The following is a 22,589-nucleotide window of genomic DNA, read 5'->3' on the forward strand; positions in this document are numbered from 1 at the left end:
TGTTCAGAGTATCAACAACTGTGATTTTTTACAAATGATTTAGGATTGCTATACCATGATTCATGAGTTACGAGAGAAGCTAGCTGCCCATAATCAAACACGAACAATGATGGATAAGACGCAGAATGCATTAGAAGAAGCAGAACGTGGGTTGAATACTTATTCTGAGCAGATGCTGCTGAGTGTTGCATCTCGCTATGGCAAAAATAGTGATGAGTACGGGATGGCTGGTGGAACACGCAAGTCAGATTATCGACGGAAAGGACGCGCGGTAGTCAACCAAATGATCAAGCTTGCGGAGTGATTGTCTAAATAAACTCACATTAATGGTTGTGAATCAGTAAACCTATAATAAAAAAGCCTGTTTGTGATGATTATTCGCAAACAGACTTGACTTTTTTTAACTTTCTAATTCAGCCTGCTCCCAAAGCTCACGGATACGGTCAGGGAGCAAGCCAGCAATTTCCTGAATCCGCTCTTGGGAAAGTTGGTCTTTGGTGGCAGAAAACACCGCTTTAACTGCTTGCTCTACCTCGACTGTTCCTGGGAGTCCTCCTTCATTAGCAACCCGCCTGAGAAATAAATTGGAATCAATTCCAAGGGGAGCCGGGCCTGTCAAAGGTTGACGGATTCGACTTAAAAATTTCACAATGGGATTGGTGTCTTTCCAGAGGTCAGCTATTTCAAACTGGAGTGCTTTTTCATCAGTAGGTATAGCCTCTGTATGTAGTTCTGCCTCGACGCGATCAATTGTGTCCGTGGTCATCACGTCACGCATAACGCGAAACACAACTTCGGTAAAGTCTCTTGCATCATAGGGATCTGCAAATCCGGCTTTGACCTGGACTTTTTCTAGGAACGAGCGATGTTCGTCGGGGATTACAGATCGAGAATCTTCAATCTCCGTTGGGTCAATTTCTGGAACATTTGTTCTAAATGATTCATCAGGCATTGTTTTTTCTTGTGCTTTTTAATATTGAGTCTTTATGCTTACCTTCATTAAGGTCGCACAAATCAAAAACCCTTAGTATCATCCAGAAGTTTGAGATATCATCTATTCAAAAGTTAGAAATTCATCTAATCTGTTCACAGCAGCAAAGTCATACTTAAGGGTAAGCGATTTCCATTCATTGAGTAGAGCAATACTCCTGGTGTTTTTGCCCATGTAGATATCGCCCATTGGTGTCGAAAAACAGTCAGAATAGATGAGTTGGTATAAAATCAGCCGAAACAAAGATGGTAGAAACGACAAACATCGAAATTAACACCGCAAAAGTCAAAGTACCTAACAACGACTTAGAAATCGATGCTTACTTAGCTCAACCAGCACAAAAGGGAACCTTTGGGGCAGTTATAGTTTTTCCAGAAATTTTTGGAATCAACAGTAATATTCGAGATATCACCGAATTAATAGCTAAACAAGGTTATGTAGCAATAGCACCCGCGCTGTATCAACGTATTGCTCCCGATTTTGAGGCTGACTTTAGCCCAGAAGATGTTGGCTATAGCCCAGAAAGCTATCGGCTTGGCTTAGAATACTATCAACAAGTAAAGTATCAAGAGATATTCAGTGATATTCAAGCTGCGATCGCTTACCTGAAAACTTTACCCAATGTCAAAGATGATGCGATCGGGGCTATTGGTTTTTGTTTTGGCGGTCATGTTGCTTACATAGCTGCAACTTTACCCGATATCAAAGCAACAGCTTCGTTCTATGGTGGTGGGATTACCACTGCTAGTTATGGTGAAGACACTCCAACCATTAATCGTACCTCGGAAATTAAAGGTACTATTTATGCATTTTTTGGTACAAGAGATGCATTAATTTCACAAGAGGAAAACAAGCAAATTGAGGCAGAATTAAAAAAACATAATATAAATCATCGTGTATTCCGATACGACGCCGGACACGGATTCTTCGCCGGATTCTTCAAAGACCAATACCCATTTTTAGCCCAGCACCCAAGTTATAATTCTGAAGCTGCTCCTGATGCTTGGAAGCATGTTCTAGAACTGTTTCAAAATAACTTGTGATCTGATTTCAGGCTAATCAATTTTAGTAAAAAATGTTCGTAGTGAGGACTTTAGTCCGAAGTCTTCATTACATAACAAAGTTTTTGTTATGGGTATTTTGCCGGACATCATTTAACAATTCAGAATTGAAAATCTCCATCAAGCTAGAAAATTGATGAGGTTATGTATAAACGTAGCCTGTTGTAGACATCGCTAAATTTTATTTTTTAAGTGTAGTTTCAATTTAGTTTTTTAATTTTGAGTCAAGTATGCAGCAATTCAAAGTAACATCAGAAAGTTTGAATATACGTTCAGCACCTATTGTTGACGATGGCAATCGAATAGCAGTTCTTCCAAAAGGACATATTGTATCTAAAATCGAAAATTCGGATAATCACAAGTGGTGGAAGGTTGCAACTATTATCGAAGGAAAAACTTTAGAAGGTTTTGTAGCTCATAAATTTCTTAGTCCAGTCACAATCTTTGCCATCAAGACTCTTCTTGAGATTGGTGAAATTCCTATTCATCAGGCAGATGGAGAATCTGCATTTTTCTATGAAGCAGGTATGAGCATTAATGCTGATGGTGCGCCTAATACTTATCATCCAGCAGATACAGGGATTGATTTTTTGGCAAATGCTGGGCATCCGGGTAACTGGTGGGCACTAGCTGTAGATAGAGACGGAAATCCGTTTATTCAAGGCAGTACCGATCTATATCCTGGATACTATATTTCTACAACTGCATTATTCGACTCTGGATTTGTCAAACAAGATCCACGCCGATATGTTGATTCAACAAAGATCCAGTATATTGTTCTTCCGGAAAACGCTGATTTCAGAAAGCTTACAGGCGTTAAATTAGGAGATTTTGCAGTTGTTTACAACACTAATAATGAAAAACTCATTTTTGCAATTTATGCTGATATTGGGCCTAAGAACCAAATAGGGGAGGGTTCAGTAGCTCTGTCTCAGGCTCTTGGAAACGATCCATTCGTGCGCTCAAGAGTTAGGCGAGGAATTCCCAAAGACATCATTTATGTTGTTTTCCCAGGTTCTGGGAATGGACAGCCAAGAAAAACTTCAGATATAGAAGCTGAAACTAAACGGCTTTTTGAAATATGGGGTGGCGTAGAACGGATAAAGTCCTTATAAAAGTGTAGCTTATACAAATTTAGGGCGATCGCAATACCAAAAATACTGACTCCAACAAATCGTAAATCCAAAATCAAAAATTGAGTGACGTTGATTTGAGTGAACAGCCAATTTACACTAGTTTGCCTACATTTGATTAAAGCTCGGTTCTAGGTGAACCGAGCATTGATTGAAATTTTAGTTGATGATCGTCATGGTGCTTAGAGGATGTTTTAAAAGTCCCGAAAGTTATAATTTTGCAGTTCTGCACTGGGTTAAGTACAACGCCAAATTCAGGTTTTAGCTATGTACTAAGATGCAATGCTTTGCTAACTATGAGAGCAAAAAACCTTTTTAAAACATCATCTTAGATAAGCGCAATTGCTTTTGTATTAACAGAGCAAAGAAGTTTTACTTGCGAGTTAGGTTAAGCAGTTCTTTGGGAGAAGCAAGTAAGTCAATAGCCACGAAGTAAATTTGATCTTGAGGATTGAGTAAAAATCGCCAAGCAATGTTCATGCCAACATTACCTCCAAACCAAGGAGTTTCGACGGTACCAGTAATTTTATGCTGTGTATAACCATCTTCTATAGTTTCCGAGACGCCTTTGGTTGGCTTCATCACTAACCCTTGTCCCTCATCTCGTAGGTAGGAAGTGATCGCTTCTCGACCAACAATTGGTTTTTGGAAGGGTGGTTGCAGCGCTCCGTTGTTAGCAAATAAAGCAACAGCAGCTTCAAAGTTATCTCCATTCATGGCTTCAATGTATTTCAGCACTGTCGGTGCTGTCACTCCCTCAATAGTAAATTGGGGACTTAGGGATGCACGTGGGAACTTAAAGTTTATGACTTGCGCCTGTTTGTCTTTAGCCAGAGACGGATCGAACCCCATATTTACTACAGTATTGCGTAGTACAGTAATTTGCTGACTTTGATCGATTCTCTGAACTGCTTGTAACACTGTTTTAACTTGAGTTGACATTTGATAGCCAACTGGCATGGGAGTGACGATACCCTCTTTCATCCACTCTCCTAATTGCCACCAGAATCCCAATTTAGCGTTGACACCAAAGTATGAATAGGAACGGCTGATAGGAGTATCAGCATTACCTGCTAAATCTCTCATTAATTGTGTTTGTTCATCATGAGACATCTGCTTAATTTGGTTGAATATACCTTCCATTAATTGGAGATTTGCTTTTCCGGGAGCAGCCGGAGTAATTGTACGACCTAATTCAGCGTAGGCATACCAGAGAAATGCCAGTTGATCCTCAATGTTGAGTTCAGCAAACATTGCTGTAGTGGCTGGAACAGCATCTGCCACTTGAGTGTTAGAGAAAATATTGCGTGCGGATTCGATAGTATAACTCATGCTTATTACCTCAAAGATTTACCTATTCAGTGGTTGCTTTCAGCTACATTTTGTAGCTTGGGGATAAATCTAGGGGATTTTTCCGGGATGATACAACTATCCCTAGATATCCAAGTCCGAATCATTATCATTCCCTACTCTGGTATCATAACTGGCAAAGGTTAATAAAAGACTAAGATTTAGAAGATTTATCTGATGTATATCATTGAATTAAATGTATATTAACTATTAGTTTTTCAATTTTATAGTCTAATAAAAGTAGTTTTTTTAAAATCTATCTTCCTTGAGGAATGTATTTATCTATATAGGATCTATCTATATAGATAAATATATCTTCGTTTAAGAGTTTTTTAGCAATGAAAATATAATTTTGTAATTGCTCAACTTTGTTTTTTTTTAATTACTGTATGTGTTGCAGCAGATCGATCTCTAGGCGGAGGCTGGGTTAAATAAAGTGAAATCCGTATAATGTAAGCCTGTTGGTTCATTTATTAGTAAGACGCAACTTCCAAATTTTTTGCGATCGCCAGGGCAAACGCATCTAAATTACTCTTGATCACAACCAAGGTTAAGAATTAACGAAAAAATCAGCATTTCTCGTTTAGTTTAGTTTCCAAGACTCAAAGTGATGCCTAAATCTTTAGCAATAAGCATAGGTTAATGAGATTAGTTCCCCATCTATTGAGAATAGATTGCTCTTGTTGATATAATGCAGCCGCCCTGTTGCGATCGCCGTTTGGTTAGGGGATAGCTCTAGCTCAATCTTTTGGCTGCCGAGTTGGGGTCAAACTATGATCTGACAATAATTGCTCCTTATGAAGTAAAAAATAAATGTTTATACTTGTATAGTATTTATATAGCAGCAAAAACACTATCCCAAAGCCTAAAAAATAATCTCTTGTAGATTAAAGAAACACTTAAACTGATTTGCCAAATTAAGCTTAATATTCTTTACATTAAAGAGCTTCCGTCTCAATTAGGGTAAATATATGGACAATTTCCGTAACCTAAACAATAAAAAGAATTACGCATGTCAGAAATTGAGAAGAAAGTCGTTTTAATTACGGGTGCAAGCAGCGGCATCGGTGAAGCTAGCGCCCGCTTACTCGCTGGTAGAGGCGCACATGTGGTATTAGGTGCGCGTCGCACCGATCGCCTGGAAACTCTTGTGACGGCAATTCGCAACGAGGGTGGTTCAGCGCACTATAAGCAGTTAGATGTCACGCAACGCAATGACATGGAGGAATTTGTCGGATTCGCTCAAAAGACGTTTGGCCGCATCGACGTAATTGTGAACAATGCAGGCGTCATGCCGCTTTCAAAACTGGAAGCCCTCAAGGTTGAGGAATGGAATCGGATGATCGACGTAAACATTCGAGGTGTCCTGCATGGTATTGCTGCTGGATTACCAATTATGAAAGAACAGGGATTTGGTCAGTTCATCAACATATCATCAATTGGTGGACATGCAGTAAGTCCCACCGCAGCCGTTTACTGTGCTACGAAGTTTGCAGTGGGTGCTATTTCCGAGGGACTGCGCCAGGAAGTCAGCGACATCCGGGTAACAGTGATTTCCCCTGGAGTAACGGAATCAGAACTGGCCGATAGTATTTCGGATAGCGAGGCGCGTCGGGGGATGCAGGATTTCCGGCAGATTGCTATTCCACCAGAGGCTATTGCTAGAGCGATCGCATTTGCGATCGAACAACCTAACGACGTTGATGTTAGCGAAATCATTGTGCGCCCCACCGCCAGCCCTTATTGATTTTAAGGATTGGATACCAGCTTCTTTAAAGAAAAACTTATTTCATTTGCGATCGCTGGAGAATCAGCAAATTATGTTACGCTGTCAAAGCTATTTGCCAGATGATGAATAGACCTAAATTCCGAAAATTAAAACCATCTAATGCAGCTTTCTCTTTTTACTGATTCCATACATCCGGCTCTTGCACCAACAAATCTTACAAGCTCACGTCATCCTATTCACAGATGGGTAAATTTCATAGCTGGATATTCACCTGAGTTCGTCTCAGCATGTATCCAAGAAGCTGGTTTATCTTCGGGAGATACAATTTTAGATCCTTTCGGTGGTTTAGGAACTACACCAGTCTAGTTTTGTAGAGTGCGTTGTCGCAAAGCGCAACGCACCACAATATCACCCAAATATCTGAGAGCGATGTCTACGACAAGCCGCTTTGCGTCTACGCAATTATTTGGGCTTGACAAAATTTTGAGTAATTGCACACATCCTAAGTTGTCGCTGTTGGTTTCTTTCCATTCTTGCTCTCCACACTGGCAATGAACTCAGGTATTCTTTACTTTGAAAAATTTCCGGCGTTGCTGAATTAGGGGATGATTTCGCACAATTGATAACGAATTAATAATGGTTTTAACCGCCAATTCATCCCGCATTTATGCAACGCCAAATTTCCGTATAGATCAGCCTAAGAGAATTCTGGCAAATCTGCAATGGTTTTTGCTACAAGTGCGATATTTGTCATGAATGCGCGAACTACTGAAATGAGAAAGCAAACTGGGGTTTAAGAAAGTAAAATGCCATTTTGCTAACTAAATTCGACTTTATCGATATTTCTGTGCTGTAATGACCAGTTAGGATTATCGTGATGGCAGTGCGATCGCAAAGCATAACGCTTAAATACAGCCTGTATTCTGTCTAAATGTGTGTATTAGATAGAAAAATTCTGGATAACTATCCCAAATCGGGTAATTATACGGAAAGTTTCCGTCTAATAAATAGTTAGACTTTCAAATAGTTTATAGATAAGTGTCTATATGAATAGTACGGAATACGAACTTTTCGTTCGAGATATACAGCAGATTTTGCTGAAAGCACAAGCTTTAAAATCCATCAGAGTTGATCACAATATAAAGCTTAAAGGGGTAAGTGGCCAAGAACACCAGATTGATGTTTATTGGGAGTATCGTATCGCTGGAGTTACTCACCGCGTCGCATTAGAATGCAAGCTTCATAAAACAAGGGTTGACATAGGTATTGTTAGAGATTTTTGGGGTGTTCTAGATGACGTATCTGGTTTACGCGGAGTCATTATCTCACCAGTTGGCTTTACATCAGGTGCAAAAACATATGCTACTAGCAAAGGTATTGGGCTTAAAGTTTTGAGAGAAGCTAAAGATACTGACTACAAAGAACGATTAAGGGCTATTCACATCAATTTAACTGCAAGGCTTCCTTTAAATCCTAGGCTGCAAATGAATCTCGATGAAAGCTGGCTTGCATCAAATTTAACTCCTCAACGACAAGAATTAATCCGGAGAATAGAATCCACATCAGTGATTGAAACTCAAGGAGTAATTATTGAGGATAGAGATAGCGGAGAAACAATTATACTTTCTAAGCTTTTAGCTTATTTACCAGTTCTCGACTTAGAAAATATTTCAGGTACTCATACTTGGAAAAAGACTTTTATAAACGGTTATTGGGTTGAGCAGTCAAGTCAGTTGGAGCTTAAGTTATCAAGTGTAAAGGTTGATTATGAAGTCGGAGAAGCAACTGATCAGATTGTTATAGATGGTGGTGACATTGCTAATACTTTAGTTCAAGATGCATTAGAGGGAACCCTTCTTTTTGTGAATGAGAAAGGTAGCGTTATGGGAGATATTGAATTAGAGGGAATTCATTATTGATAGTCAATTAACTCATCCCTCCCGTAGCTACAATATACTAGCTCCTAAAATCTAAAATGATAAATCAGATCATGAAGTAGAAGTTCAACTTATTCTTGATACAGAGCGAGATCATTATCAGGGGATGAATGTTGGCTGGCAAGGGTCTAACCGTATTTATCGCTGCATTATGCATTTTGATATTAGAGATGGTAAAATTTGGCTTCAGCAGAATTTGACCGATCAAAATCCAGCCGAGGAGTTAGTTGCTATGAAAGTATCAAAGGAAGACATTGTGCTAGGTTTACAACCTCCATACAAACGACAGTACACAGAGTACGGTATCGCTTAAATTTTCCTATTTATTAGGTACATTGTTGCAAAGGCGCAATGCACCATAATCTCAAGCAATTTGATAATATTAACAAAGTGAGCGATGCCGAACAGTCGGTCGTAGACATCGCCTACGACCCAAATCTAAGCGATGTCTACGACGGGCTAACGCCTACGCCCTCTTCAACAGAGAAAGCAAAAACACTATGGCAAAGCGTAAAAAAAGCAATCTCCAGTGGATTAAAGAAACGCTTGAATTAAAACCTGACCATCGCTGGGAATCTCCATCAGGCTACAAAATATTTGTCGCAGATCGAGGCGCTGTTCGCTTCAATGTTCCCCAGGATTGGGTTTTTGAGCCACAAGAAAAATCATTCAAGTTCCTCGATAAAAAACCGCCCAACGATGATTGCTGTCTGGAAGTATCTTTTAATCGTCTGCCACCCAACGACTGGAGCCAGTTTCCGCTAAAATCCACATTGAAGAAAATCATGGAAGACGACAGTCGCAACGTCATTGCTAAGGGAGAAATTTTTACCATTAAGCGCCAAACCGCCAGGATTGTTTGGACAGAGATGAAGTTTATTGACACTCAGGAAGAACCACGCGAAGCTTTTTCGCGGACTTGCATTGGTTTGGGGTCGAATGTTCAGTGCTTGATTACATTCGATTATTGGGTAGATCAAGCAGAGCCACTAATACCCATTTGGGATGAAGTGATACGTAGTCTCACATTAGGGTTATATATCCGTGACCCAATGACTGGTCTAGCTTTCCCAGACTGAGCCACAAGAATGAATCGTGAGCATAGGTCAAATTGAGGTGATGTCTACAATGGGCGTAGTTGTAGCACCTCAGAATTTCCATGTGCTAAATTTGGAGCTGGATAGTAACAAAGTTACAAAGCTATAGTTTAGGTTCTATATGCCTAACTGGTGCGCCAATCTCTGGTATGAGCGTATACCGCCGAGTGCTTGAAACTATACCATCGTTTGATTAGCTCAGTTGGTAGAGCAATCGACTCATAATCGATGCGTCACAGGTTCGAGTCCTGTATCAAACCCCAGGAAGTTAGCTCACTGGTAGAGCAATCGACTCATAATCGATGTGTTGTAGGTTCGATTCCTATACTTTCCACCAACCCTGTCCGGGTCAAAAGACACTACCCCGTCACGGTAGCCAATATGGTACGGGAGAAATCCCAAAACGGTTCGAGTCCGTCATTTTCCAACCTCTGCGGTGCAAGTGTTCTGCTGTCGGTCATTACTCGTAAGGGTGATGTTCGGTAGCCACTGTCAAGGAGCAAGCGCAACTGCATTTCTCCCTAACTTGAGTATGTCCCTTCGTTTCCTACATCTAGTTTTTCTTCAGAATTCTGGATTAGCAAAGCGAACGGTATATTTGAGCGCGGTTCTCTTTTTCTAGATTGCCATTGAGCAGTCTGGGAAAAGTAACAGCAATCTTAATCCAGCTTTGGAGAAGTTTTTGCCCGCACCTAAACTGTAAACACTTGCACTGGCAGAGTAAAAAAATATTTTGTAGTATATAGTAGTATAAGCAGCTAAAACCAATTCTTTAGCCTTTTTCCACAGGTTTGTAAATTCCAAGAACCTCAAGATAAATTCTGTCTACTTGATTACTTAAGCTCTGAGACAGCGATTTGCATCGTAGGTGGTATTTGAGTTCAAGCAAGGTTATAAATGTCTTGATCAAATCTTTTTAGCTGGTTGCGATGGCTACGCCCGCCGCAGGCATCGCCTAGCTTACCTAAGGTATCGCCCAAATTATTTATGCAAATTACTATGTGGGAAACATTTTATATCAAACCTAACGAAATCGGCATTTTATATCACCGCAGTGACTTTAAGAAAATTTTGCAGCCCGGTACACATACTTATTTTGGTTGGCATTGGCAAGTCAAAATCTACGATCTCAACCAGCCACAAGCTCAGATTGAAAACTTAGAACTGTTGTTGCGAAATCATCAGACTGAACTGCAACAACATTTATTGATTATCAGAACCGGATTTAACCAAGTTGCCTTAGTCCGCTGCGGTCAGAATTGGGTAAGCATTGCACCAAATAAATTGATAGCTTTTTGGCGTGGTTTTATTGAGGTAGAATCTTATCTCTTCAACTTGGAAGAAAGCTGGGAATTACCTGGTTCCTTTGTGCAGCAATTGCGTTCAGTTGGGTTGAATGGACTCAAAAAGTTCCAAATCTCAGAGTCTGAGATTGGTTTACTATATCTGCAAAATAATTTTGTGCGACCTCTAGAACCAGGAGAGTATGCTTTCTGGTCGGTAGATAGAGATGTTACAGTCAGGACTCTCAGCCGGATTGTGCCTAACCCAGACTTTCCCCTCGAAGATGTACTCATTGAAAAACATCCTGACTTTATTGCTGCCTATTGTGAATCAGTGCAATTACTGGCTTCGCAAGTTGCAATTGTGCGGTATCGGGGGAAAGTGATTTCTATTTTGCCACCCACCAGCCGCAAGCTGTTTTGGCAGGGTGTTGAAGTAGAAATTATCGACATCAGCGCTGATGCTCAGTTACAGTCTGCCTTAGTGGCTGAGTTGGTTGAGGGTTCAATAGAAGTGAAATTGCTCAGTCGTAACTGTTTGCATATTTGCCAAGTTCCCGCCCAGCACGTTGGACTAGTATACATTAATCAAGAGTTTCAAGGGCAGCGATCGCCAGGAGTACACGCTTGGTGGTTATTTGGCCGCTCTTTTCAAACTGAAACCATCGACCTCCGGCTGCAAAATATGGAAGTATCCGGTCAAGACATCCTCTCTAAAGATAAAGTACCTCTGCGGTTGAATTTGACTGCTGGCTTCCGCATCCAAGACCCATTGAGGGCAAAAAACGGGTTGTCAGATATTTCCGGGTTCTTATACAAAGAATTACAGTTTGCTTTGCGTGGTGCAGTCGGCGAACGCAACTTAGATGGTTTATTGGAAGATAAAGGTGCAATTGATAGAAGTATATCTGAATACATTCGTCAGAAAGCCGCAGACTATGGGATTGAAGTAGATTCTGTAGGTGTCAAAGATATTATTTTACCTGGTGAGATTAAGACTATCTTGAGCAAGGTAGTCGAGGCAGAAAAAGCCGCTCAAGCAAACGTAGTCAGACGTAGAGAAGAAACGGCTGCTACCCGCAGTATGCTAAATACTGCCAAAGTGATGGAGGATAACCCCGTCGCATTGCGTTTGAAGGAACTGGAAATATTAGAGCGGATTGCAGAGAAGATTGATCGGATTCAAGTTAACGGCAGTTTGGATAGTATTTTGACGGACTTGATTAGTATTAATCGGTAGTGACATATTATATCATGTCCGGTTGCTTACCGATAATATGTCATTTGAAATGACGCAATCACAGGGTTTTGGGATTGCTTCTCTACGAGACGCTCCGCGAACGTTTCACTTGCAATGACGGTTATTGAGGTGCGTTGCGCTACGCGACAACGCACCCTACGGATTTTATGTAATTACTTTTGTGAAGTTAGTATCTCACACATAATCTGTTGAGCCGTTAGCCCTCTTAATTCTCGTGATAGAGTTATCTAAATCATTTGTTCTCTATTTGAGATGACTAGTATCCCACATCCAATTCAATATCAAGGCAGTAAGAGAAATCTAGCTTCAGACATTCTCAGATTTCTACCCAACAGAGTAAAGAGGCTGGTAGAGCCATTTTCAGGAACTGCTGCAATTAGTATCGCTGTCTCTAATAAAGAAATTTCACAAAAATTTTGGATTAATGATCTAAATAAACCTCTGGTTGAGCTATTGGAGTTGATTGTGGAGGAACCAAATGAAATAGCAAATGCTTATACTGATATATGGAATGAGCAGCATGATAATTCTGTAGAACACTTTTATCAAGCCAGAGAAAGATTCAATAAAACTAACAATCCAAAGCTTTTTCTATACTTGTTGGCTCGATGTGTAAAAGGTGCTGTACGGTATAACTCTGAAGGGTTCTTTAATCAAAGCCCTGATAAAAGGAGAAAGGGAACCCAACCTGAGAAGATGAGGAAAAATATAGAAGGAGTTTCTAGGCTTCTTAAGGGAAAGTGTATATTTACATACTTGGACTACAAAGATGTTCTAGCTGAAGTTAGAAATAGTGATTTTGTCTATATAGACCCCCCATATCAAGGTGTATGCGGTAATAGAGATTCAAGATATTATTCTGGGATTAATTTCGATGATTTTGTTGTAGCTATCAAAGAGTTGAATCGAAAGGAAATAATGTTTGCAATAAGTTATGATGGCAAACGAGGAAATAAAACCTTTGGGAGGGAATTTCCTGAAGAATTAGGACTTAAAAAAATTGAAATTGAAGTTGGACGCTCATCTCAAGCAACATTATTAGGTAGACAAGAAATTACAGTAGAGTCTTTGTATTTATCGTCAAATTTATCGTGCGATCGCAATTTAGATTTGGAGAGCTATATTAGCAAAGCACATAAACAGATTACTCTTCTGGAACGGCATGGACAGTTCTCAACAGCACCCTCACTTACCCGATGATTTCATCCAACTTTGTCAGTCAGTAACCGCTAAAAGGCCAAAAGCTGTTATCGATCATATCTTGCAATATGGTTTTGTAACAACAGAAGAGTTGAAACAAAGGTACGGTTACAATCATCCTCCCAGAGCAGCTAGAGATGTTCGGGAACATGGAATTCCTCTGGAGACATTCCGCGTTACAGGAACTGATGCAAGGAGAATAGCTGCTTATAAATTTGGAGATATCAGTAAGGCTAGATTTTCTAGGCTATCTGGTAGAACGGGCTTATCCAAACAGTTGAAAGATGAATTGATCAAGAAATATGGCTGTAAGTGCTTCATCTACTTGCAGAAAGTTGATAAGCGCGAATTGCAAATCGATCACCGCGTTCCTTTTGAAGTTGACGGAGAGCCAGAGCTAGAGTCTGAAAGCTTTATGTTACTTTGTGGTTCAGCTAATCGGGCAAAATCTTGGTCATGTGAGCATTGTGAAAATTGGAAAAGGATAAAAGACAAATCTATTTGCTTGTCATGTTACTGGGCGTATCCAGAAAATTACACGCATGTTACGATGCAACAAGTTAGGAGGATAGACATTATGTGGCAAGGGGATAATATTGAAATTTTTGAAAAATTAAAACAACAGGCCGTAAGATTAAACAAAGAAATACCTGAATTTATCAAAGAGATCGTTGAACGAGAAATTAGGCAAAACGGTGACAGATAATACCATTTCATGTAAAGCTACATTGCGCCATGTCGTTTTTTGCTGCCGTCTCCTTGGGAAGCGCCGCATTAGCAATTTTAAAGGTTCGTCCAGTGAGCGATCGCTTTTCGATGGGTCTTGCTGCATTGTGCAATTAAACTAAAAATTGAAATTGACTATAACGAAAGATGGATAAAGATTTTACATTTTTAGTTTACTAATACTAGCAAAGGTGTATATTTAAACTCAATAAAATATATACTTAATAGATAAGCAATTATGCCAATTCAATGGCATGGAGTAACTGCGATGTCAATTGATGAAATTAAAAACCAGCAAAATAATGGTCTAGCTCAACCCACTACAGATTTAATAGAAAACCTAGCAAAGGCAAAAGACAAGAAAAAATCTAAAAAATCAAAAGGGATTTTTGAAGTTAGCACTGAAGCTATTGCCAAAAAAATTCCCAAAAACACTTTTGAAACTGAACTAGAGCAACTCCAGATTGAGTTAGTCAAAATGCAATACTGGATTAAGCACGTTGGCTATCGGGTTGTCGTAATATTTGAAGGGCGCGATGCTGCCGGCAAAGGAGGAGTAATTAAACGCATTTCTGAGCCACTGAATCCTCGTGGCTGTCGTGTAATTGCCTTGGGAACCCCCTCTGATCGTGAGAAAACTCAGTGGTATTTTCAGCGCTACGTGCAACATCTTCCGACAGCAGGCGAAATTGTCCTGTTCGATCGCAGTTGGTACAACCGAGCCGGAGTTGAACGGGTGATGGGTTTTTGTACTGAAGCAGAATATCAAGAATTCATGCAATCTTGCCCTGAATTTGAACGAATGCTGGTACGTTCAGGCATTGTTTTAATCAAGTATTGGTTCTCCGTCAGCGATGAGGAGCAAGAGCAACGCTTTCTCTCTCGCAGTTACGATCCAGCAAGGCGCTGGAAACTCAGCTCGATGGATTTGGAATCACGTAATCGCTGGGTAGAATTCTCCAAAGCAAAAGATACCATGTTTGCATATACGAATATTCCAGAAGCCCCCTGGTTTACGATTGAAGCGGATGATAAAAAACGGGCGCGGCTCAACTGCATTCATCATTTGTTGAGCAAAGTTCCTTACGAAGATATGACGCCTCCTCCCTTAGAGCTTTCGTCAAGACCTGTGGCACAGAATTATGTTCGCGCCCCCCGCAATGAGCAGTTCTTTGTCCCTCAAGTGTATTAAGCAACATCAGACGTTGTGTTGCAGCTTCTCGCTAATGATTAGACCTCTTGCATAAATACTTAAATTGTCATATTGAGCGGAGCTAAACATTTTGTAAGATTCTTCTCTGCACTGCGTTCCGCTCAAAATGACATTCCTGATTTTTTGACTTTTGCAAGAGGTCTATTGAATATGCCAAGAAGCCTGAGTCTCCTTGTAGCGTTAAAAAACACAATACATCAATAATATATCTCAAATGGCATCGGTGGCGGGTCTTCCTGTTTTTGCACAGTAGCATTACAGAAAGGTGGGTTCGTAGGTAAGTTTCCAATCAAGCTGCATTATCAAATAGCTTCAGAATCTGTTATTTGACGATCGCATTCGCCATTCACAGCGCCTATTTCTTGTGCATCGCACACATCATCTCTAAATATGCAGTCACATATTATCGAGTTGGGTAGACGCCGAATAGCTGGTCGTAGACATCTCTACGACCAGCTATTCGGGAGCATTTCACACAGAATCCTTAAGATATCTCTACAACAGGGGTAAAATAGAAACAATTCCCTTTTATTGAAAACGTCATATACTCAAAGCAGTGCAAAACTATGGCGTACAGCGACTTTACTCTAGAAAAAGCTGCGGCTGTTTTGGGAATCACCACCCAAGAAGCCGATCTGTTTCCTAAGCTTGTACCTCTTTCTATTCCTTCGTGGTTAAATGAAACTTTAGGAAAGCGAACCCAATTAGCTCTGATTAGTGAAAAGGCTCGGAGCGAATTTATTATTGTACCGATTTTACTAACCTGTCGGGATCTCAGCCAAGATAGCTTGGCTATTTTCTCTGGACAAAGACTTGACGTTGATCCTGTACAGGGCTTGATTGGGGAATGTGATTTTATTTTAGCAATAGCTCCACCTTTACCACCGTTGCGAAGCCCAATTCTTACTGTTGTGGAAGCGAAGAAAAATGATGTTGAAGCTGGGTTAGGACAGTGCATCGCGCAAATGGTGGCGGCGGATTTATTCAATCGTTCATCTGGACAAGCAGAAATACCCGTGTATGGATGTGTGACAACAGGAGAAGTATGGCAGTTTCTGCAACTTTCGCAAAAAGTGGCTTTGCTTGATAAGCAAAGATATTACTTGGATAACGTCGGAGCCATTTTGGGAATTGTACAGACAATTGTTCAGAAATTCAGTAGTGAATTTGTGTAACACTTTGTTCTTGCAAGTGGATGAATCTACTACTGAGTTGGGGCGATCGCTACAACACCCTACTTCTTATGCATCCCGTAGATAATACTTAAAGGCGCTCGCTACAACAGTCTACTTCTTTTACTGTAATGTCTACGACGGGCTATTCGGCGTCGCACTATCTCGTAAATTAGTTTTATCAACACGCAATCATCGGGATTTGGGCAAAGTACCTAGATTGTTAATAGAGGATTGGACGGTTTAATGCGATCGCCTAGTTTATTGTCGAGTGAGGGCGATCGCTACAACGGTTTACTTCTTGTGCATCTCACAGATAATCTTTAAAGACGATCACAACACAGCCTACATCTTTTCCATTTCACACACAATATTTAAATATTATCGAGTTGGGGCGATCACACATAAAAGCAATTAAATCATTTCTATTACCCTCCGTTGCTAAATATATTTGCGAATTCCACGAATCATCTGGAAATTTGCGGTTCTTTCATTATTGACATAAATCCTATACATAATATTTAGCATTGCTGTGCGGTTGGTGCTAAGTTTCTAACTAAATATACCGTGACTTTAAGTAAGACTAAGTTTACTGACTTTCCGTATAAGTTCCGATGCTATAGAAAAAATGCAAAGTTATACAAGAGGTGTTGAATAAACAAAATAACTGATAATCATGAGCAAACATCTGAAAAAAATTATTGCTATCTGTGTTATTTTTCTATTTGTTTTCTGTGTGTTTATAACGCCGTCATACGCAGCTAACCGTACAGGTAGCCATAGGTCTGGGGGAACAAACAGCCACGGAAAGGGAAGTCATTACGAAGGAGGACATTTCATTGAACAAGTCTCTGGCAATCTGATCAAAACAAGAGATATTTGTATTAATGTTAAAAAGTCTCATGATTGTATCAATTAGTTAAGTTATTTAACTGGTTGCGGCGATAATTATTTTTTCTGTCGCCGCTAAAAAAGCTTGCATTAAGTAGGTGGGTGGGGAAATTTATAACTATGTCATTGCAAACGTAGCAAAGCAAAGTGAATTAATGACAAGGGTTTAGACCATTTTACATTTTGTTACATAGTTAGGTTTATTTGAACCAACCTACTTATATTATGTTGAAGTGTGATCACTCTTAACCCTGCTTTTATAAATCCTCTGGCATTATCACAGAAATTAATTGATTACGATTCTTCCGATAAATTATGAGCAGCTATCGTAATGACTTTTATTCGGCAGATATTCTACCCGCGACTTGAAACCAACATTTAGTTTATGAGCAATAAAAGTTGGTTTCCTGCTTGGCTACCTTATTCAAAGTCGTGGATGATGGCTATTAAGTTAGCAATACCAGCCTACTTCGGTGCAACCGTAGTTTTGGCGTTTGAATTCTGGCGCTACTCACTTGTAGGCGGCCTTATAGCCGTCACAGGTAACGCAAGTAACAATGGTCTAATTTTTTTCTTTGCCGTTGCTGCTATTGCATTGCTGTTAGCTCTCATCTGGTTTTTGATTTTGACAAGAGTATATGCGCTTTTGCTCAAGCTTCTGTGGTCAAATCCACCGCAATGGCTTATTCTGCCAAAATTTAGATCCTTAGTTATTCGGGATTTTGGAATACTTGTGTTATCGATTTTGCCAATTGTTGCGATTTTTGCAATCTATATTTTGTTTGTTAGCAGCTTTAAGCAAACTTTTGCTGATTTAAGAACACCAAGATTAACTTATGATCTTTTCCTGCTAAGATTCTGGTGGCTTTGGTTTATTTCTGCTGCTTGCCTTTACCAAAGGTGTACAAGGAAAAGTTCTATCTATGATAAATTATAGGGCTATTTTTAATCTAAAAAATCATCATTTAAAATGGTCTTTGATTTTACAGTTTTTCTTTGAGCAAAATGCAAACAAAATCTTAAAAGCAGACTGAATAAGAGTTATACTATCTGAAGCATCAAAACAGATTGTTCCTAAATAATCCTGCAACTTGGATTTAGGCTAAAAATAGGCTCTTTTTTATCCCACCGCTAAAAAACCTTGCATTATATCAATTGTAGGAGCGATCGCTAGGTTCGGAGTAATCCCAAGAGTGCATTTGACGGAAAGGTAGACCCATCTTTTGGAAGACGTACTTCTCTTTCACACCAGAGGCTACAAGGTCGGGCTTGAGCGCTTTGATAAATTCCTCGAATTCGTAAGCGGTAACGTCGTCATAAACGATGGTGCCGTTTTCGATGTAGCCAGTGGTACGTTTGTAGTCGTCATTATGAGCGAACTCATAACCTGTACCAATCATCTTCATACCCAAGTCTTGGAAAGCTGGGACAACGTGGCGAGGACGCAGACCACCAACCATGATGGCGACAGTCTTACCTTCCAAGCGGGGGCGATACTTTCCAAGAATCGTATCCATTGTGGGCTGATACTTGGCGATGACCTTCTCAGCATTTGCTTGGATTGTCTCGTCAAACTTAGAAGCAATTTCCCGTAAAGATTCAGCAATCTTGGTGGGCCCGAAGAAATTGTACTCCAACCAGGGTATTCCGTAAGCTTCTTCCATGTGACGGCTGATGTAGTTCATCGACCGATAGCAGTGGATGAGGTTCATCTTCACATTGGGGGTCATCAACATTTCGTTGAGGGTGCCATCACCTGACCACTGAGCGACTACGCGCAAGCCGATTTCTTCTAACAGGATACGGCTAGCCCAAGCATCTCCACCGATGTTGTAGTCACCGATAACAGCTACGTCATAAGGGGTACCTTCAAACTTGAGTGTACCGTCTTTCTTGGCTTGGTCGGATTTGGTGAACACCCAGTCACGAACCATGTCGTTAGCAATGTGGTGTCCCAAAGATTGGGAAACACCCCGGAAGCCTTCGCAACGCACAGGTACAACTGGCTTGCCAATTTCTTTCGATGTCTTCCGAGCAACAGCTTCGATGTCATCCCCAATTAGACCGATGGGACATTCAGATTGAATGGAAACACCACGGTTGAGGGGGAAAAGTACATCTAGTTCTTGGATAAGCTTGACAAGTTTCTTGTCACCACCAAAGACGATATCTCGTTCTTGGAAGTCGGAGGTGAAGTTCATGGTACCAAAGGAGTCAATACCTGTAGTACCGATGTAGTAATTACGACGACCAGACCAAGAATAATAACCGCAACCAACAGGCCCGTGGCTGATGTGGATCATGTCCTTAATAGGGCCCCAAACCACACCTTTAGAACCGGCGTAAGCACAACCACGAGCGGTCATGACACCAGGAAGGGATTTAACGTTAGACTTAACGCCGCAGTCGGACTTACCTTCTTCGTATACGTTTAAATGTTTTTCCCGCTTTTTAGCGGCTTTTTCAGGATAAGCACTGAGAACTTCTTTAATTAGTTCTTTTCTTTCTTGGATGATGTTTTGATTTTCTGGAGGTGTCATACTTAACCTTTGTGACTCGTAAGGATCAGGCATAGGGGGACTTGGAGTCCCCTCTAAGGTTAGGGGGGAGATGTAGAGGAGAGGGTCAAAGGTAAAAGGTAAGATATGGAACTCTTCCTTTTTCCTTGTGCTAGAGCATTATTTCTTAGCAGCGACTTATACTACAGGAACCTCAGTAGCAGTCTTGCCAACCAACATTGCAGCATTTTCCTCGCTTTCGAGAATACCGAATTCAATCAACAATTCTTCTAGTTCTTCCATCTCGATAGGTGTAGGAATAGCTAGATTCTTGTTGTCGATGATCTTGGTAGCCAATGTCCGATATTCGTTAGCTTGGTTGCTTTCGGGTGCGTACTCGTTAACAGTCATCCGGCGCAATTCTGCGTGTTGAACGATGTTGTCACGGGGTACGAAGTGAATCATTTGGGTGTTCAACCGTTTTGCCAAGGTTTCGATCAATTCGATTTCCCGGTCAGTGTTACGGCTATTACAAATCAAACCACCCAAGCGCACGCCACCAGTGTGAGCATACTTGAGAACACCACGAGCAATGTTGTTAGCAGCGTACATCGCCATCATTTCACCTGATGTGACGATGTAGATTTCTTGTGCCTTACCTTCACGGATAGGCATTGCGAAACCACCGCACACAACGTCACCTAACACGTCGTAAGATACGAAGTCTAGGTCTTGGTAAGCACCGTTTTCTTCTAAGAAGTTGATGGCGGTGATAATACCACGACCTGCACAACCTACTCCGGGTTCTGGACCACCAGATTCTACGCAAAGAACGTCACGAAAACCCTTGAGCATCACTTCTTCGATTTCGATATCTTCTACTGCGCCACGTTCTGCGGCGAGGTGAAGAACGGTTGTTTGAGCTTTGCTGTGCAGCATCAAACGCGTGGAGTCAGCTTTAGGGTCGCAACCGACGATGAGGATGCGTTGACCCATTTCTGCCATAGCTGCCAAGGTGTTTTGGGAAGTGGTAGATTTACCGATACCGCCCTTACCGTAGAAAGCTATCTGTCTAATCTTTTCTTCAGTCATGATTCGTATTTCCCTGCAATTGGTTGGTTGGTGGGTCTTTGCCTTTGTCAGTTGCGTTCACACCTGTTGAGCGACAGTAGTGAGCACGTGTAGAGCATCGTTGGTAGCGTTGGCATAGGTGCCTGCTGGGGGCGATCGCTCCACAGCTAAAATTATTGAAAGCAGGTACATCTATTTCCTCGTTAAATTTTGTTTGTCTTTTTTATTTTCTTTTGTCCTTAGTCATTAATCATTTATCCTGATTAATGACTAAGAGCTTACGCAATTTACAAATACGTCATAATGTGTTTCAGCTGGAAAAACTAAATAGGACTTGATGTTGCTATTTGTCAACAATCAATGCATAAGTCCTATTACTTGTTCAAAATAGCGCCCTTGAAATTTGAGACGCGCTCTAGTGCAGCTTGGGTGTCTTCTGGCGACTCTCCACGTACAGCCATTGATTCACTCAGGAGTTTTGCGATCTCATCGAAGTGTTGTTGCTGTAAATTCATTCCAGCGTGTGTTTTGTCCATTGGACGACCTGCGTATTGCTTTGGCCCCTCAAAAATTTGAGATAAGAAAGCAACTAGATGATTACGTTGCTTGACCATATCTGTACCAGCAAAAATGGGATTGAGGAGACTGTCTGTTGCAATGCGTTTGTGGAGTTCATCTACTATTTGTTCAATAGCTGGTTGTCCGCCAAGTTTGTCGTACAATGTACTCATATCCTGTTCCTTTGAAGCGAGTTAGATGATGAAATTTGCTTTTTAGGCGCTTAATCTATGAAGCCTATATGCTGTTAGCAGTAATCGTGGTAGGACTGATACCAATTCGTAATTCGTAATACCTTGGGGGAAGCAATCCTTCAGGTGTTTACGTAATTCTTAATTAAGAAAGTTAGACTTGAATCTGTCACTTTCTTTTGGCGAATTGGTATGAAGCATTGAGTGGAGACAATGATTCGGTTCAAATCCTACTTTCTGTTTCTGGCTGAATGCATATTAGGGCATATTTGTAGAGTACGTTAAGTCCTACAGCAATTCCTAAACTGCTTCGACTACAAGGCTCTTGCTGACACGCTCTTGTAATCTGGCTTCGATCGCAATTTTTAGGGTTGCTGTACTACTTGAACAGGAACCGCAAGCACCTTGCAGGACAACTTTAACGCGATCGCCTTCTACATCATAGAGTTCTACATCTCCCCCGTCAGCGATGAGTACGGGTCTTACTTCTTCATCGAGAACTTTTTGAATTAGAGCAATCTTTTGCACGTTAGTGAGCGATCGCTCTTTAGACGTAACAATTTCTGTGGCAACTTTTACGCCATAATTGTTGAGATCAGGTGCGGCGAATTCCTGTTGCACTGATTTAATAATATCATCAATGTTTGCCAAACAGGAACCGCATCCACCACCAGCTTTCACATAATTTGTTACCTCTTCAGCACCAGTGAGATTATTTTCTAGAACGACGCGGCGAATTTTGGCCTCGCTGATCCCAAAGCAACTGCAAACTAACGCGCCTTCATCATCATCATCATGGGTAGCTAGAGGTATGCCGCGATAATTATAGATAGCGGCTTCTAGCGCTTCTTGTCCCATGACAGAGCAGTGCATCTTCGCTTCTGGTAAACCACCAAGGTAATCTGCAATGTCTCTGTTGGATACTTTCAGGGCTTCATCTAAGGTTAAACCTTTGATCATTTCGGTTAATGCACTAGAAGATGCGATCGCACTAGTACAACCAAAGGTTTGAAAACGAGCATCTAGAATCTTATCAGATTCTACTTCCACTTTCAGGTGTAGTCTCAGAGCATCACCACAAGCAATGCTACCGATTTCTCCCATTGCAAGCTTAACCCCAGCTTCGCCAGATTCTTCAATGGCTCCCTGATTCAGGGGATTGTAAAACAGTTCTAATACTTTATCGGTGTAGTCCCACATAACGAATTTTAGATTTTAGATTTTGGA

Annotated in this window: 20 protein-coding genes, 2 tRNA genes and 1 pseudogene; 17 read left to right on the forward strand and 6 right to left on the reverse strand. The window is 40.8% G+C overall.

From position 1 onward, the window contains the following. Positions 1 to 55: 55 nt before the first annotated feature. A complete protein-coding gene (locus tag Q0541_RS33030; RefSeq protein ID WP_298921086.1) occupies positions 56 to 304 on the forward strand; it encodes a hypothetical protein in 249 nt (82 codons plus the stop codon). Between the two features lie 96 nt (positions 305 to 400). Here Q0541_RS33030 and Q0541_RS33035 read toward each other — a convergent pair whose 3' ends face one another. Next, positions 401 to 952, reverse strand: a complete 552-nt coding sequence (locus Q0541_RS33035) for a DUF2267 domain-containing protein (RefSeq protein ID WP_298921087.1) — start codon at positions 950 to 952, stop codon at positions 401 to 403. 284 nt (positions 953 to 1,236) lie between these two features. Between Q0541_RS33035 and Q0541_RS33040 the strand changes: the two genes are divergently transcribed. Next, positions 1,237 to 2,034 carry a dienelactone hydrolase family protein gene (locus Q0541_RS33040; protein WP_298921089.1) on the forward strand — a complete coding sequence of 266 codons (798 nt, stop codon included), beginning with the start codon at positions 1,237 to 1,239 and terminating at the stop codon, positions 2,032 to 2,034. A gap of 248 nt (positions 2,035 to 2,282) precedes the next feature. After that, entirely contained in the window at positions 2,283 to 3,167 is an 885-nt protein-coding gene (locus Q0541_RS33045; RefSeq protein WP_298921091.1) for a glycoside hydrolase family 75 protein, read from the forward strand. A gap of 390 nt (positions 3,168 to 3,557) precedes the next feature. Here the strand turns inward: Q0541_RS33045 and Q0541_RS33050 are convergent, their stop codons facing one another. Beyond that, positions 3,558 to 4,517, reverse strand: a complete 960-nt coding sequence (locus tag Q0541_RS33050) for an orange carotenoid protein N-terminal domain-containing protein (protein WP_298921094.1) — start codon at positions 4,515 to 4,517, stop codon at positions 3,558 to 3,560. Positions 4,518 to 5,547: 1,030 nt separating this feature from the next. On the opposite strand from Q0541_RS33050, the gene Q0541_RS33055 reads away from it, so the two are divergent. From Q0541_RS33055 to Q0541_RS33120, 14 genes and pseudogenes are all read left to right on the forward strand, one after another. Beyond that, positions 5,548 to 6,282: an SDR family oxidoreductase gene (locus Q0541_RS33055; protein ID WP_298921097.1), complete on the forward strand. Its 735-nt coding sequence runs from the start codon at positions 5,548 to 5,550 to the stop codon at positions 6,280 to 6,282. A 141-nt stretch (positions 6,283 to 6,423) separates the two neighbouring features. Further along, positions 6,424 to 6,630 carry a hypothetical protein gene (locus Q0541_RS33060; protein ID WP_298921099.1) on the forward strand — a complete coding sequence of 69 codons (207 nt, stop codon included), beginning with the start codon at positions 6,424 to 6,426 and terminating at the stop codon, positions 6,628 to 6,630. A 680-nt stretch (positions 6,631 to 7,310) separates the two neighbouring features. Continuing rightward, positions 7,311 to 8,183, forward strand: coding sequence for a restriction endonuclease (locus Q0541_RS33065; RefSeq protein WP_298921101.1), 873 nt, complete (start codon positions 7,311 to 7,313; stop codon positions 8,181 to 8,183). A gap of 55 nt (positions 8,184 to 8,238) precedes the next feature. Next, positions 8,239 to 8,514, forward strand: a pseudogene (locus Q0541_RS33070) (XisI protein); the annotation flags it as partial. Positions 8,515 to 8,552: 38 nt separating this feature from the next. After that, on the forward strand, positions 8,553 to 8,756 hold the full coding sequence (locus Q0541_RS33075; protein WP_298921103.1) for a hypothetical protein: 204 nt from the start codon (positions 8,553 to 8,555) through the stop codon (positions 8,754 to 8,756). Beyond that, entirely contained in the window at positions 8,702 to 9,280 is a 579-nt protein-coding gene (locus Q0541_RS33080; RefSeq protein WP_298921105.1) for a hypothetical protein, read from the forward strand. The genes Q0541_RS33075 and Q0541_RS33080 overlap by 55 nt, the downstream gene beginning before the upstream one ends. A 205-nt stretch (positions 9,281 to 9,485) precedes the next feature. Continuing rightward, a tRNA-Met gene (locus Q0541_RS33085) sits at positions 9,486 to 9,561 on the forward strand. Further along, positions 9,561 to 9,635 (forward strand) — tRNA-Met (locus tag Q0541_RS33090). Before Q0541_RS33085 ends, Q0541_RS33090 begins: the two co-directional genes overlap by 1 nt. Positions 9,636 to 10,297: 662 nt before the next feature. Then, complete coding sequence (locus tag Q0541_RS33095) at positions 10,298 to 11,821, forward strand: slipin family protein (protein ID WP_298921108.1); 1,524 nt, start codon at positions 10,298 to 10,300, stop codon at positions 11,819 to 11,821. 273 nt (positions 11,822 to 12,094) lie between these two features. Further along, a complete protein-coding gene (locus Q0541_RS33100) occupies positions 12,095 to 13,042 on the forward strand; it encodes a DNA adenine methylase (protein ID WP_298921110.1) in 948 nt (315 codons plus the stop codon). Then, on the forward strand, positions 13,005 to 13,748 hold the full coding sequence (locus Q0541_RS33105; protein ID WP_298921112.1) for an HNH endonuclease: 744 nt from the start codon (positions 13,005 to 13,007) through the stop codon (positions 13,746 to 13,748). Before Q0541_RS33100 ends, Q0541_RS33105 begins: the two co-directional genes overlap by 38 nt. A gap of 258 nt (positions 13,749 to 14,006) precedes the next feature. Continuing rightward, positions 14,007 to 14,960 (forward strand): polyphosphate kinase 2, encoded by a 954-nt coding sequence (gene ppk2, locus Q0541_RS33110; protein WP_298921114.1) that lies wholly within the window; start codon positions 14,007 to 14,009, stop codon positions 14,958 to 14,960. 587 nt (positions 14,961 to 15,547) lie between these two features. Next, on the forward strand, positions 15,548 to 16,156 hold the full coding sequence (locus Q0541_RS33115) for a hypothetical protein (RefSeq protein ID WP_298921116.1): 609 nt from the start codon (positions 15,548 to 15,550) through the stop codon (positions 16,154 to 16,156). Positions 16,157 to 17,480: 1,324 nt separating this feature from the next. After that, positions 17,481 to 17,981: a hypothetical protein gene (locus Q0541_RS33120; protein ID WP_298921118.1), complete on the forward strand. Its 501-nt coding sequence runs from the start codon at positions 17,481 to 17,483 to the stop codon at positions 17,979 to 17,981. Between the two features lie 214 nt (positions 17,982 to 18,195). Here the strand turns inward: Q0541_RS33120 and nifD are convergent, their stop codons facing one another. From nifD to nifU, 4 genes are all read right to left on the reverse strand, one after another. Beyond that, positions 18,196 to 19,584 carry a nitrogenase molybdenum-iron protein alpha chain gene (gene nifD, locus Q0541_RS33125; protein ID WP_298921237.1) on the reverse strand — a complete coding sequence of 463 codons (1,389 nt, stop codon included), beginning with the start codon at positions 19,582 to 19,584 and terminating at the stop codon, positions 18,196 to 18,198. Between the two features lie 156 nt (positions 19,585 to 19,740). Further along, complete coding sequence (gene nifH, locus Q0541_RS33130; protein ID WP_298921119.1) at positions 19,741 to 20,634, reverse strand: nitrogenase iron protein; 894 nt, start codon at positions 20,632 to 20,634, stop codon at positions 19,741 to 19,743. A 353-nt stretch (positions 20,635 to 20,987) separates the two neighbouring features. Beyond that, complete coding sequence (locus tag Q0541_RS33135; protein ID WP_298921122.1) at positions 20,988 to 21,344, reverse strand: group 1 truncated hemoglobin; 357 nt, start codon at positions 21,342 to 21,344, stop codon at positions 20,988 to 20,990. A gap of 318 nt (positions 21,345 to 21,662) precedes the next feature. Beyond that, positions 21,663 to 22,562 (reverse strand): Fe-S cluster assembly protein NifU, encoded by a 900-nt coding sequence (gene nifU / locus Q0541_RS33140; protein WP_298921126.1) that lies wholly within the window; start codon positions 22,560 to 22,562, stop codon positions 21,663 to 21,665. Between the last annotated feature and the right edge of the window lie 27 nt (positions 22,563 to 22,589).

Origin of the sequence: uncultured Nostoc sp., assembly GCF_937863485.1 — a bacterium.
Lineage (GTDB): Bacteria > Cyanobacteriota > Cyanobacteriia > Cyanobacteriales > Nostocaceae > Nostoc.